This is a genomic window from Spirosoma endophyticum (genome assembly GCF_900112365.1).
Classification (GTDB): domain Bacteria; phylum Bacteroidota; class Bacteroidia; order Cytophagales; family Spirosomataceae; genus Spirosoma; species Spirosoma endophyticum.
The window spans coordinates 474275-486829 of record NZ_FOLQ01000004.1 but is presented as its reverse complement, the minus strand read 5'-3'; the positions used below and the strand labels follow the sequence as shown (position 1 = coordinate 486829).

Genomic DNA, 12555 nt, shown 5'->3' with positions numbered 1-12555 from the left:
GAGAGGGATAAAGGAGGGAAAGAAATATAGGTTAGTATCCCTCTCCATCCTCTTTTATTCTTCCAGATAATTCAAATCCTTACCGTGGGTTTCGGGAATGGTCAGGATAGCATAAAAGCCGAGAATGAAGCTGATTAAACCCACTACGGCACCGGCATTGATGATGTCCAGTGAGGGTTTGAGCGCCTGATACGTTAGTGTCATCGGGATGACCAGGCCACGAACCATATTGGGTATCGTGGTGGCCGCTGTCGCCCGGAGGTTCGTCCCGAATTGCTCAGCCCCGATGGTCACGAACATGGCCCAGTAGCCGATGCCAAAGCCCATGGCCAGGCAAAGCCCATACAGAACGGTCGCGCTCTTGATCCCGAAATAGAGATAAACTAAGCCGAATATGAGGGCAATCCCCATGAGCAGGGACACCGCTTTTTTGCGTGACGCCATTGATTGACTGATGAAGCCACTGACCAGATCACCAACGGCCAGTCCAACGTAGCACCACATAATAGACAAGCCCGGTTGAATTTCTTCAGCAATGCCCAGTGCTTTCCCGAACTCGTTACTGAACGTGGCCAGAATCCCGATGACGAACCAGGTGGGCAAGCCAATACCAATGCATTTGAGGTAGCGACTGAGCCGGTCGGCATTGGTGAAAAAGGACAGAAAATCACCCCGCTTCACGTTTTCCTGCTCCGTCACATTTTTGAACATGCCCGATTCAACCACGCCCACACGTAGCAACAGGAGTCCAATGCCCAGCCCACCACCTACCAGAAAGGCTGTTTGCCAATCGAAATATTTTACCGTGAAATAAGCCACTACAGCGCCCGAAAGGCCAATCCCGGCCACGAGCGATGTACCAATGGCGCGTTTTTCTTTCGGTAGAATCTCACTCACGAGCGTAATCCCTGCCCCTAATTCACCGGCCAGTCCGATACCCGCTACAAACCGCATCAGTGCATAGTAAGTGACCGGGTCCATAAACGTAACGTGCTTGATGAATCCGCAGGCGATATTAGCAATTGAATACGTAATGATGCTACCGAAGAGAACCGACAAGCGACCTTGCTTATCGCCAATAATACCCCACAGAATACCCCCGAGCAGCAAACCGCCCATTTGCCAGTTAATAATGCTGGCACCAACGGTCGAAATTTGTTCTGGCGTAAGGCCAAGATCAGTTAGGCTTGGTACGCGAACGATGCCAAAAAGGAGTAGGTCGTAAATGTCAACAAAATAGCCTAATGCGGCCACGATGACCGGCAAGCCAAATAGTCCGGCAGCGGCAGATTGTTGTTTTTCAGAAAGAGCAGGAACAGCCATCAGGCAGAATCAGAGAGTAAAAAACTAAACGATTCTGCAATAATACGAAATGACCAAAGAAGATTGGGTCCTGTCTGAATTTTCATTTTTCTGACAGGATCAAGAGGATAAAACAGTATGTTTAGTTTTCATCCGAACGTAGGCCCGGCTGTCAATCCTGACAGAAAAAATCAACGCTTGGCGGTCAGTAGTTTCTTTTGGATAAAGACATCGGCGTATCGACGGCCGAGCGTACGGGCTGAAGCGGTGTCGAAATGAGTTGAATCGCCTTTATCGGTCAGGCCCGACGAGACGACACAATACAAATCAGGATTGTGGTTGGGAGCTTGCTGAAGGGCATCGTTGATCGTTTTCGCTTCTGGATTGCGCTTGACAACGAAATCGCCCAGCGTCCCAACGACAAACGGTACGTGAGGAGCATTCAGGTCTTTCCGGAATCGTTGAACCAGTTCGGTCAGTTTTTCGCCATAAGCAGGTGCGTTGGTCGGCGTTGAATCCGATTCGCCCTGGTGCCAGATAAAACCGGCTAATTGTCCATTTTCGAGCGCTTTTTTTGCCCGACGTAACGCGTCATCGTACGGATAGGATTTTGTGGGTTCATAGTAAGCGCCCGGTTTCCAGGCATCAATGCCCGAACCACCTACGGCGCTTGGAATCAGACCGATATTGAGGGTTGGATACGTGTTGGCCAATTGTCTGGCAAAGGTTAAACCTGGTCCAACGCCGATAACCGCTGGTTTATCGAAATGCATCGGGTCGCGGGCCGGAACCCAGCTCAATTCTTTGGTCAGCATCCAGATGCGTAGATTAGTCTGCTGATCTTCAGCGTCGGGAACACCCCGTCCCGCCATGTTCGACTGACCAATGAGCAGAAACAAGTGCAACCGGGGTGGTACATCCTGTTTAAACGCCAGCGACATAAGAAGAACGAGGCTAAGCAGCAAGGGCGCTTGCTTGAGGAAATTACTACGGTTTGTCATCAGGAGAAGCAATTTAACGTAAGCAGACGCTATTCTGACAATAAAATCTGGTCATCGTCATTCCTACTTTCAGGAATATGCTCGACCACGGGCGCTGGCGGTAAAACAGGTTTGGGGAGTCTTTCGTAAACGGCATAGGCAATGCCTAATGACCATACTTTCAATCCCACACGAGCGAAAATCAGTCCCTGCTGCACAATCAACATACCCAGAATAGTGGACCAGTTACTCATCAAAATGGCTTCGTCGAGCAGAAAATAAACGCCGAACAAAGCTGTTCCGATCAAAATCAACAGAACATACAGGCCATATGTCTTCCCTATGTTTCGCAGCACTAATCGGCCAGCTCGCCCAAACGCTCGAAAAGCATTCGACTCATTTTCGCGGAACATGATCACTTTAGCATAGTCGCCAACGCAAAGCAGGAAGGTAGCCGTCATCGCGAATAAAGTAAAAAACAGGGCGCCAATCCAGAAGAGACCGCGCTCGGTTAACGTACCGCTCAAGGCAATACCCGCGAGTGTACCCATGACCAGCCAAAGTCCTCCGCCAACCAGCACAAAGAGCAACGTAACAAAAAATAATTGCAGAAAACGCCGAACATAGTGGCTGCACCCCCGCCAGAACAGGCCAATACTGAATGGCTGTGACAACTGCGCAAATTGAGCCAATATGCCGCCAGCAAAAAATACGCTCAAGAACACGTACAGAACACCTAGCCAGCGTCCAACGCTCATGAGCGGGGTAATAGCCCGTTCGCTACGTTGCATGAAATCCGAATAAACCGTGTAGTCGAATCCGTCCAGCAACTTCATGAAGGCCAGTGAATTCTGATCTTCAATTTTGAGGGTGTTATAGAAAGGCAGCGCCACCAGCAAACCAAGCACCAGCGTGATGCCATACATCAGCCACAGCAACCGGACTGAACGAATCGTTTGCCAGAAAGCGAGAGACAGGCTGTTCATCAGGAAGGAGTTGGCAAATCGTCTGATTGAATAGCTGCATCCGCTGAAAATGAGCTGGTTTGCGTCTCTACATCTTTCGTCCCCAGCAGCGGGTGCTCGGTTCGAATCTTCTCCTGCAATTTCAAAAAACCATCAATGAGGGCTTCCGGGCGGGGCGGGCAGCCCGGCACATACACATCTACCGGAATGATGCGATCCACTCCTTTCACTACGTGGTAGCCGTGCTGCCAGTAAGGTCCACCACAGTTCGAGCAAGAACCCATCGAAATCACGTAGCGTGGTTCGGGCATCTGCTCATAAAGCCGCCGAATTCGGTCGGCCATTTTATAGGTGACCGTACCAGATACGATCATGACATCGGCCTGACGGGGCGAAGGGCGCGGAAAAATACCAAATCGTTCGAGGTCATAATTGGCCGCAAAGGCCTGCATCATTTCAATGGCGCAACAAGCCAGCCCGAAACTCAGGGGCCACATCGACTTCTCCCGCGACCAGTTCAGGAGTTCTTCGGACTGCAGCATAATTACGCTGGCTTCACCCGTTTTATCAGAGGAGGGTTGAGTTGTCATATTACTGAATAATTTTAGGCAGACGGTTAAGTATGTCCTCTTGATAACGTAATGTAAAAGGCTCCAGTTGTCGAACTAAACTGGTTTCCGGGGAACCCTGGTTCACCGGTCGAATTACCTTGCGATTGATCCGACTAGCCGCTGAACCGAGCAATAAACCAACGGCGGCTCCACCCGCAGCGGCAAATGTGACCGTCAGACCATGCGCTATGGGACTTCGAGTCTGATTGGTACGTAACGATTGATTCGCTAAATAACCGATAGCCAGCGCTCCCACAATGGCTCCCGTTATCAACATGGGTTTATTCGTATTGCTGCGAATGACCACCTTACGAATCCGGGCAAGCGGAATACGCTCGTCTCTAAGATAGAGATACGAATTGTCAATATCGTCCATTGGGCCTCTAAAACGATCACCCTCTTTCGTAACAACCCGAATCCGATACGTATTAAACGTGGGTTTTTGGGCAACTAATCGGATTGGCAATGAGGTACTTAGTAGCAATAGCAGCCATAAGTAACGTAGTGGGAATAAGCTCAACGTTTGTATCGATCATTTACTTGCTGATACAAATGCGTGGGGACTTTCGTTTCTATTGTTGGAATTTTTGGCTGCGGCTTCACCCAGTCAAGATAGCCTTTTGCCCAGACATACGCGAGTCCCAGTGCCAGAACGACCACAAAGAGAAAGGCTTCGGTCAAGGCAAACCACCCCCATAAACCATCGGTACTTTTGATAAGCGCGGCCTGACCAAACACCGTTGCCCACGGAAACAGGAAAACCAGTTCAACGTCGAACAACACAAATACCAGCGCCACTACGTAGAAACGAATGTTAAACTGAACATTGGCGTTACCAACGGGCTCTTCTCCCGATTCGTATGTACTGTTTTTCTCTATGTTTGGCCGGTGTGGACGTAATAAGCGTGCCACAAATAACACCACCGCAATGAACGCGAAGGCAGCCAGAATAAACAGCAGAATAATACCGAAATCGGAAAGCATGTTTTTACGGTGTTCGGTTTATGGTATTTGGGTTACAGTGACCAACGCATGATAAGTTCGCGTCAGCCACTGTAACCCGTAGGTCCTGTAACTTATTTCTTTCTTGGTTTGTACAGGTTATACACCAGCGAGATCTGAAGGTTTCGGTTATAATACAGCGCGCTGGCTTCTGGTGATACGTTCGTAAAACCGTAGATATAGCGAATATGCAAACTGCATTTGGAGAGCATATCCAGGAAATCGTAGTGTACGCCTACCGCCAGACCAACATCGCTTTGGGCAGATGGACCGCCTATGGCTCCCGTGCTTAACGCATAACTGAACTCAGGTCCTGCCTGTACGGTCAGCCCTTCAGTTGGAATGTAACCCAGCAAGATGGGGAGGCTGGCGTAATAGTACGGATTTTTCGTTGTGGTTCGGCCGCCAACGGTCTGTTCCTGTTGAAATGTACCGCCTTTAATGGCAAGCAGAGCCTCCGGTTGAAGTACCCATTTATGCAACCGATACCGATACATGAGGCCCAGATGGGGTTCCAGCGCCCGTTTGGGAATATTGACACTGGTACCGGTAATATGCACCTGCGTGAACGTAGCACCGAATTTTATGCCGAAGTGACCACCAACGGGATTATTACTTTGCGCTCGAACGAACAACGGCGCGCTTATGAAAAAAACAAAAAAGAGTAATCGGTACGTATGCATACTAGACTGTTAACAGATTGAATTTTCCTTTCGCTACTGGATTAGGACGGATTCACGAAAGATAAGGCCCGGCGATTCGCCAGGCCCCACAAAATTGGTTAAAAAATGTTAAGAAGTTGTTGGTAAGGTTAGTTGCCTGGCTGAATTGAACCGCTAATTGAGTCGCGGATCAACCGGGTAATGGGCAATAGACTTATACTCACCGCCCATTCGCTTCAAAACGCCCCGCCAGAATTCTTTCGTTGGCGTATCAAACAGAAAGTCGGCACTCGTTGAACTGATAATCCAGGCTTTCTGGCTTAACTCAGCATCTAACTGGCCTTCGCTCCACCCCGAATAGCCAATAAAGAAGCGAATATCACGCTCGCTTAATGTACCCACATTGATCGCTCGCTTGATTTCGTCAAAATCACCACTCCAATACAACCCCTCGCGTAACCGGATCGAACTATCAATCAGATCAGGGCGACGGTGAATAAAATGAAGCGTGTTTTGTTGTACGGGACCGCCCACAAATAGGGGCAAGTCGGGCTGAATATCCTCAATCACATCACCCAGATGAATATCAGTAAGCTGGTTCAGCACCAGGCCGAACGTACCGGCAGGACTGTGTTCACAAACCAGAATAACACTACGTTCAAAGTTTGTGTCGCCCATGAATGGCTCGGCAATCAATAAATCTCCATTCGTGACGATTGGCGGGGTCGTATTCATAAGCCATTGGTATAGTTAACATCTCGTATAGGTACAAACGCCTTTTGGGCAGGCTATATTGACTTAAAAAAACATAAATACATTATTCGGTTCGGCGATCAGGCGCTAAAGTTATCCTACGCTAAAATTAATGATGCGTGCCCAGGCGATTGGCCTGGTATGGGCGCCAGTAAGGTGTTTAATAAGTTGGTAAGCCACTATAAAAATTCAGTTCTAGATTTAAGTTAGCTTTACTAGTTCGCCATAAAGTGACGTTCGTTCCGTTTGTATAATTAACGCCACTCTTTCTAGCAGGCAAGTAGGTTGTGATGTATTTTTACGGGCGATTTTCCCACAGACATTTATCAATGTGCTGGTCATGTTGGTGGCAAAATTTGCCTGAACACGAAAACTATACGAATGATGAAAAATGGGCTTCATGATCGGCGAGGGTTCCTCCAGAAAAGCGCTTTAGCCGCGTTAACCACGCTGGTAGGCACCGATGTCGTTTTTGCCGATAAAATGCCTCGGTATCATCGGCCATTGGGCTTAAATGCTGAGTATGACCCACTCAAGGGGAAAAGCACCGAGATGAAAGTGTTGGGTGATAAACCCTGGAATGTTGAGTCGCCCATTCATCTGTTAGACGATGCCATTACGCCTGTCGATAAGATGTTTATCCGCAATAACGGTCTGATACCAACTGAGCCAATTGATCTGGCAAAGTGGACGCTCACGATCAAAGGCGAGTCGGTAAAGGCCGAAAAAACGTATACCCTGGCTGAGCTAAAAAAACGATTTAAGCCGTACACGTACCAGCTTGTGCTTGAGTGTGGAGGCAATGGGCGGGCGGGCTACGAACCCCAAACAACGGGTAATCCCTGGGATCAGGGGGCGGTTAGCTGCGCTGAGTGGACGGGTGTTCGCCTGAAAGATATTCTGGCCGATGTGGGCTTGAAAGACGATGCGGTTTATATCGGTTATTACGGCAAAGATCCTCATTTGAGTCAGGACCCTACAAAAGTGGCTATTTCGCGTGGAGTGCCCATTAAAAAAGCGCTTGAAGAAGAAACCCTGATTGCCTGGGCCGTTAATGGTCAGGATATTCCGTTGGTGCATGGTTATCCGCTTCGGTTGGTAATTGGTGGTTGGCCTGCCTCTGTATCGGGTAAATGGCTGCACACGATAGCCATACGAAACAAAGAGCATGATGGTGCGAAAATGGAAGGGCATAGCTACAGAATGCCGATTCGACCCGTGCAACCCGGTGAAAAAATTGCTGAGACGCCCCAAAATTTCCGCATCATCGAGTCGATGCCAGTTAAGTCGCTTATTACGTATCCTAAATCGGGTGCCTTGCTCGAAGGTAAAAAAACGCTGTCGTTACGTGGTCATGCCTGGGCTGGCGACCGGAACGTAGCGGAGGTGTCTACGTCCATTGACTACGGCGCTACCTGGCAAAAGAGCAAACTAGAACGCCCCAAAAATCGCCTGGCCTGGCAGAATTGGTCGGCTGATGTAACATTCCCGCAGGCGGGTTATTATGAAGTATGGGTGCGGGCTACGGATAGCAATGGGGTTATGCAACCCATGGTGATTCCCCAATGGAACCCCGGCGGTTACCTCAATAATGCCTGTCATCGAATTGCCGTGAAGGCTGTATAGAAACTAGCATTTAGCGTTATGAACGTAGTAAAAACTATATTTTTTATCGGAGCGATACTGATCGGTTTGGCTAGCTTTCGAACGGCTCCAGTAAAAAATTCGACTACAGCATCAGTATCTTCAGTAACGGTAGCCGATACGGGGAAAATTGACGCCGAAACAGGGTTGATCAATGACCCGAGTCTGATGATGGTGAAGGCACAATGTACAGCCTGTCATTCCTCAAAGCTTATTTTGCAGCATCGTTTCACGCGGGCGGGCTGGGTAGACCGTATCCGGTGGATGCAGAAATACCATAAACTGTGGGATTTAGGCGACTCAGAAAAAGTCGTTCTGGATTACCTCGAAAAGCACTATGGTCCTGAGACAGCCGCCACTACGAATACGTTCCGGCGTCAATCCCTGAAAAATGTTCAATGGTATAAGCTTGATAAATAAAGAGGTTTAAACACAGAGCCACGGAGTACACAAAGTATTGCATACGATTCTATAGTCTTTGTGTACTCCGTGGCTCTGTGTTCAAACCTCTTTTTAGTGATTGGCAGTAAACTCAAACTCTATTCCTGAAACGTCAGCCCGATTTTCTTGCCAGATATGCGCTCCAGTAAGGGACGTAGCATCCGGTCGGCGTTACGACGGGTTTGGTCCAGAATACCACCGTTCAGGGCCGATTGTTTAACCTGCTGCTCGGCCTTACGATAGGCATCGCTCACCAATTGGGCGTCGTCCAGAAACGAAAAGCGAGTATCATAGACGCGCGAGCGATCGTGATTGATTTTCCAGCCGCACAGTTCGGGTTTAGGAAGTTGCACCGTAACAGAATCACCGTCGGTTGTGATATTGGCCGGGCTAATGCGGGTCAGGTCGATGCACCCAGTGGCTTCCCCTTCTACAATCAATACGGCGTTGGCATTAGGCAGAAACGTATTGACCTGCTCGTGCTCGACGATGTTTTTGAATGTATATTTTACCAACTCCAGCTTGCCTAAGGCTGTGATCTCCTTCAGAACAATGCTTTGTGTAGTATTATCGCTCCGCCGGAATCGGCTTAGCACACTGTTGCCGCGAATTTGCTCCCAGATGGCAATCAATCCTGCCACCAGCACAGCTATTATAAACAGGCGAAATAAGGCGTTAATGAGTTTGGACATACTTTTTTATACTGATGCTCCAGCAAGACAAAAACGAAAAAACTCCCAAACCGTTGCCAATTTGGGAGTTTCGAAATCAGATAATCTTGATTAGTATGAATGCTTAGGCTCTTCGGTCGTTTGCTTCTCTAGATCGAACAGGTCGTTCAGTACGTCGATGAGCGTTTCGGCTTCACCCCGCTTGCAAGCTGCTTTAAGCTGTAATACGGGAAGCTTAATGATTTTTTGCATAATGCCCCGCGTAATTTTGTCCACTTTCTCGGACTCATCGGAGGTCAGGTGCTTCATGTGCCGGGCAATTTCGTCACGACGAATCTGCTCCAGCGCATTTTTAAGTTTATTGATCGTTGGCGATACAACCATTTCCTTCGACCAGTCGCCAAATTCGGCTACGGCCTGTGTCACAATGGCTTCGACCTTCGGAATAGCCGCCAACCGCTGATTCAGGGCTTCATCGGCGCGGTGGCGAATGTTATCAATGTTATACACCAATACGCCTGGAATCTGCTCAACGGCCGCATCAACGCTACGGGGAACCGACAAATCAATGAAATATTTGAAAGTCAATACGTTGACGTCACGTAGTAGTTCGGGGGTAATCAGTGGATCATCGCGCAGAACAGACGAAATGATGACGTCGGCCCGACGAATTTCATCGGTTAAATTAGAAAAATCAGCTACCCGAAAACCATGCTGACTAGCCAGCGCTTCGGCCTTGGCCTGCGTCCGGTTACAAAGCGTAATATTTGTTAGCTTACGAGCTTCCAGGTTCTTGCAAACATCCGTACCAATTTCACCCAGGCCGATAACCAGCACGCTGGGGTTCTGATGTTCGCCCACCAATTCCTCAATCAACTCTACGGCTGCATACGAAACCGACGCGGCTCCATCACGAAAAGGCGTTTCCTGCGCTACCCGCTTATTCGTAAAGAAAATGGTATGCATTAACCGGTGCAGAAACGGCCCGGCCATATCTAAATCGGCCGACCACTGGTATGACTGCTTTACCTGGTTTGGAATCTGCATGTCGCCTACAACCTGCGAATGCAAGCCAACGCAAACTTCGAACAGGTGCCGAACGGCTTCGTCATGTGCCTCAAAAAACTGGAAATAAGGCAAATAGTTGTCGGTGTCGGTCAGTCCTTTTTCAATCAGTAGCAGCCGGGCAATGTCGGCATTCAGATTCTGTTCACAAGCATAATAGACCTCTGTGCGGTTACAGGTAGAGATAACCAATAAGTCGGTCAGTCCGAAAAAATCCCGTAGCCTCAGCATCAATCGCTTTGCTTCGTCTTCGTTAAGTGCAATTAGTTCCCGCACATGAAGGGGTGCAGTTTTGTGAGATAAACTAATCGTTTTGAAGGTGTCTAACATTGGTATAAATCGCACTAATTGGCCAATGGCCTATACAAAATTACGGTACAATTGCCGGACATACATGCTCGCTCAGTAAACCGTTCTCTATTTAGAATACGTCCAAATAGTTGAGGTCTTTCTTTGTTACATCCTATTCGAATTTAGAACGCTGATGGTTGCGTAGACGTTCGATTTTACACATTTAAACCACTTTTATCGTTCATAGAACGTAATCGGGATTGTTTTCTACTACCGGGCAATTTACTACGTTGTTTAGGCGAAAGTACGCATGACCTTATAACCGACAATGCCCCTATTTTTGTACCATAACGAAGGCTGTTCTTATGCAACGGTGGGTCGGCGGCCAATAGCCAGCATAAACAGCAGGAAGACATGCTAAAGTCATTTGATATTTATAGTCAGAATAACATTCTGAAAATTATAGTAGCCCTGAATCTGTTGTTGGTAGGAACAGGATCACTGCTCTACACCGATCGACTCATCACTAAACTGGAAGATCGGGAGAAACAGTACGTACAACTTTACGCCAATGGGATTGGCTATTTATTCGGATCAAGTCACCCCGATGCTGGTGATTTAACTTTCGTAACCGACCAGATTCTTCAGGCTAACACGACAATTCCCGCCATTTATGTTAATGCTGATGGTGCAGTGGCCTTTAGCAAAAATATTGATGATATTCCTGATGGGCTGACGCCCGAAGAGAAAAACCAATTTTTACAAAGAAAAAAACTGGAAATGCGCAAAAAGCATAAACCCTTGGTAGTGGATCTGGGTGATGGCCAATTGGGTTTAGTTTATTATGCCAACTCCAGCCTGTTGCGTCAATTAGCCTATTTCCCCTATGCATTGTTGACCGTCATGGCGGCTTTGGGGGTGCTGGCGTATCTAGCCTTTAGTTCGTCGCGTCGGGCTGAGCAGAATCGTGTTTGGGTTGGATTAGCAAAAGAAACTGCCCACCAGTTAGGTACACCGATGTCGTCGCTCATGGCGTGGGTAGAATATATGCGCTCTGACCCTGACCAGTTTGATGGGTCGATAACCGACGAAATTGCGAAAGACGTTCAACGATTAGAAACCATTACGTCCCGTTTTTCAAGTATTGGGTCGGTGCCAACGCTGAAAGAGGAGAACCTGAATGAGGTTGTCCAGCAGTTTACCGATTACCTCGCAAAGCGCATTTCAACAAAAGTGAAAATGACGCTTGCCAGCCAGTTGCCGCCTGATAAGATGGTCAGAATAAATAAGTTACTGTTTGAGTGGGTAATTGAAAATATCTGCAAAAACGCGGTAGACGCGATGAAAGGCGTAGGCGAACTTCGACTAAATATAGTGGCTTTACCACATCAGGAAGTGGCTATCGACATCACCGATACGGGGAAAGGAATCTCTAAAGCGAATATGCAGAAAGTATTTTCGCCGGGTTTTAGCACCAAAAAACGTGGTTGGGGATTAGGGCTGACGCTGGCCAAACGCATTGTGGAAGAATACCACAGTGGGAAGCTATTTGTTAAAAGCTCGGAAGTTGGTAAAGGTACTACGTTCCGAATTGTATTGAATGCCAGTTGACTGAATCTCACCTATCCTGATAGGGAACCCAGAGCGTATCTGTTTCAATAACATTACTTACGTTTAGATCGCGGTCCCGAATTCTGATTTGAAATTTGGTTGGATAAATTGTGTTCCTCGTTCCATACGGGAAAATCTGATTGAAATCCAGTGTGCCTTCAATCGGCCCGCTCGGTTTATTTTCGGCCAGATTTGGAAAAATCAGCGTCAGAAGAACTGGCTGACTATATTCTTCATATTGCTTATTGACGAGTCTAAACGTCTTTATTTCATAATTGCCCCATTTTCCACTAGATGCGTAACGGATAGAGTCGGCTTTGTAAGATGAGGCACTAGTACCCAGGTTGCCATCGCCATCTTTAAAGCCAATCGTAATCACAACAGAATCCCGTTTTGGTTTACCAACACCGGTGCCAGCCGCCAGCGGATAGCGGAAAAGACCTTTGAATTCGATCTCGGGTGTGTTTGAATAATTAGGCTCGGTGAAGCAGGATGATAAAATCAAGGCTATTCCTACTACGAAAAGATACGGTTGAATTTGTTGCCGTCGCATACTG

At 47.9% G+C, this 12555-nt stretch carries 14 protein-coding genes; 3 read left to right on the top strand and 11 right to left on the bottom strand.

What is annotated here, in order from left to right:
- Positions 1 to 54: 54 nt before the first annotated feature.
- From BM202_RS14035 to BM202_RS14000, 8 genes are all read right to left on the bottom strand, one after another.
- Positions 55 to 1323, bottom strand: a complete 1269-nt coding sequence (locus BM202_RS14035) for an MFS transporter (protein WP_093827036.1) — start codon at positions 1321 to 1323, stop codon at positions 55 to 57.
- 170 nt (positions 1324 to 1493) lie between these two features.
- Positions 1494 to 2303: a sialate O-acetylesterase gene (locus BM202_RS14030; RefSeq protein ID WP_093827034.1), complete on the bottom strand. Its 810-nt coding sequence runs from the start codon at positions 2301 to 2303 to the stop codon at positions 1494 to 1496.
- A gap of 29 nt (positions 2304 to 2332) precedes the next feature.
- A complete protein-coding gene (locus tag BM202_RS14025) occupies positions 2333 to 3268 on the bottom strand; it encodes a hypothetical protein (protein ID WP_093827032.1) in 936 nt (311 codons plus the stop codon).
- Positions 3268 to 3837 carry an NADH-quinone oxidoreductase subunit B gene (locus BM202_RS14020; RefSeq protein ID WP_245776663.1) on the bottom strand — a complete coding sequence of 190 codons (570 nt, stop codon included), beginning with the start codon at positions 3835 to 3837 and terminating at the stop codon, positions 3268 to 3270. The genes BM202_RS14025 and BM202_RS14020 overlap by 1 nt, the downstream gene beginning before the upstream one ends.
- Before the next feature lies 1 nt (position 3838).
- A complete protein-coding gene (locus BM202_RS14015) occupies positions 3839 to 4324 on the bottom strand; it encodes a hypothetical protein (protein ID WP_245776662.1) in 486 nt (161 codons plus the stop codon).
- Between the two features lie 50 nt (positions 4325 to 4374).
- On the bottom strand, positions 4375 to 4842 hold the full coding sequence (locus BM202_RS14010; RefSeq protein ID WP_093827030.1) for an NADH-quinone oxidoreductase subunit A: 468 nt from the start codon (positions 4840 to 4842) through the stop codon (positions 4375 to 4377).
- A 92-nt stretch (positions 4843 to 4934) separates the two neighbouring features.
- Entirely contained in the window at positions 4935 to 5543 is a 609-nt protein-coding gene (locus BM202_RS14005; RefSeq protein WP_093827028.1) for an outer membrane beta-barrel protein, read from the bottom strand.
- A gap of 153 nt (positions 5544 to 5696) precedes the next feature.
- The gene (locus BM202_RS14000; protein WP_093827026.1) at positions 5697 to 6257 is read right to left on the bottom strand and encodes a YqgE/AlgH family protein; all 561 of its coding nucleotides are present in this window, start codon (positions 6255 to 6257) and stop codon (positions 5697 to 5699) included.
- A 402-nt stretch (positions 6258 to 6659) separates the two neighbouring features.
- Here BM202_RS14000 and BM202_RS13995 point away from each other — a divergent pair, with 402 nt between their 5' ends.
- A complete protein-coding gene (locus tag BM202_RS13995; protein ID WP_093827282.1) occupies positions 6660 to 7901 on the top strand; it encodes a sulfite oxidase in 1242 nt (413 codons plus the stop codon).
- A gap of 18 nt (positions 7902 to 7919) precedes the next feature.
- Entirely contained in the window at positions 7920 to 8339 is a 420-nt protein-coding gene (locus tag BM202_RS13990; protein ID WP_093827024.1) for a hypothetical protein, read from the top strand.
- A 119-nt stretch (positions 8340 to 8458) separates the two neighbouring features.
- On the opposite strand, the gene BM202_RS13985 is transcribed toward BM202_RS13990, so the two are convergent.
- Together BM202_RS13985 and hemA are read right to left on the bottom strand one after the other, a co-directional pair.
- Positions 8459 to 9052: a DUF4230 domain-containing protein gene (locus tag BM202_RS13985; protein ID WP_093827022.1), complete on the bottom strand. Its 594-nt coding sequence runs from the start codon at positions 9050 to 9052 to the stop codon at positions 8459 to 8461.
- Positions 9053 to 9142: 90 nt separating this feature from the next.
- On the bottom strand, positions 9143 to 10426 hold the full coding sequence (hemA, locus tag BM202_RS13980) for a glutamyl-tRNA reductase (protein ID WP_093827020.1): 1284 nt from the start codon (positions 10424 to 10426) through the stop codon (positions 9143 to 9145).
- A 375-nt stretch (positions 10427 to 10801) separates the two neighbouring features.
- Between hemA and BM202_RS13975 the strand changes: the two genes are divergently transcribed.
- Complete coding sequence (locus BM202_RS13975) at positions 10802 to 11998, top strand: sensor histidine kinase (protein WP_093827018.1); 1197 nt, start codon at positions 10802 to 10804, stop codon at positions 11996 to 11998.
- Between the two features lie 7 nt (positions 11999 to 12005).
- Here the strand turns inward: BM202_RS13975 and BM202_RS13970 are convergent, their stop codons facing one another.
- On the bottom strand, positions 12006 to 12551 hold the full coding sequence (locus BM202_RS13970) for a hypothetical protein (protein ID WP_093827016.1): 546 nt from the start codon (positions 12549 to 12551) through the stop codon (positions 12006 to 12008).
- Positions 12552 to 12555: the final 4 nt, after the last annotated feature.

Coding starts and splice junctions, on each gene's coding strand:
- BM202_RS14035 (WP_093827036.1), bottom strand. CDS start 1,323: ATGGCTGTTCCTGCTCTTTCTGAAAAACAACAATCTGCCGCTGCCGGA.
- BM202_RS14030 (WP_093827034.1), bottom strand. CDS start 2,303: ATGACAAACCGTAGTAATTTCCTCAAGCAAGCGCCCTTGCTGCTTAGC.
- BM202_RS14025 (WP_093827032.1), bottom strand. CDS start 3,268: ATGAACAGCCTGTCTCTCGCTTTCTGGCAAACGATTCGTTCAGTCCGG.
- BM202_RS14020 (WP_245776663.1), bottom strand. CDS start 3,837: ATGACAACTCAACCCTCCTCTGATAAAACGGGTGAAGCCAGCGTAATT.
- BM202_RS14010 (WP_093827030.1), bottom strand. CDS start 4,842: ATGCTTTCCGATTTCGGTATTATTCTGCTGTTTATTCTGGCTGCCTTC.
- BM202_RS14005 (WP_093827028.1), bottom strand. CDS start 5,543: ATGCATACGTACCGATTACTCTTTTTTGTTTTTTTCATAAGCGCGCCG.
- BM202_RS14000 (WP_093827026.1), bottom strand. CDS start 6,257: ATGAATACGACCCCGCCAATCGTCACGAATGGAGATTTATTGATTGCC.
- BM202_RS13995 (WP_093827282.1), top strand. CDS start 6,660: ATGAAAAATGGGCTTCATGATCGGCGAGGGTTCCTCCAGAAAAGCGCT.
- BM202_RS13990 (WP_093827024.1), top strand. CDS start 7,920: ATGAACGTAGTAAAAACTATATTTTTTATCGGAGCGATACTGATCGGT.
- BM202_RS13985 (WP_093827022.1), bottom strand. CDS start 9,052: ATGTCCAAACTCATTAACGCCTTATTTCGCCTGTTTATAATAGCTGTG.
- hemA (WP_093827020.1), bottom strand. CDS start 10,426: ATGTTAGACACCTTCAAAACGATTAGTTTATCTCACAAAACTGCACCC.
- BM202_RS13975 (WP_093827018.1), top strand. CDS start 10,802: ATGCTAAAGTCATTTGATATTTATAGTCAGAATAACATTCTGAAAATT.
- BM202_RS13970 (WP_093827016.1), bottom strand. CDS start 12,551: ATGCGACGGCAACAAATTCAACCGTATCTTTTCGTAGTAGGAATAGCC.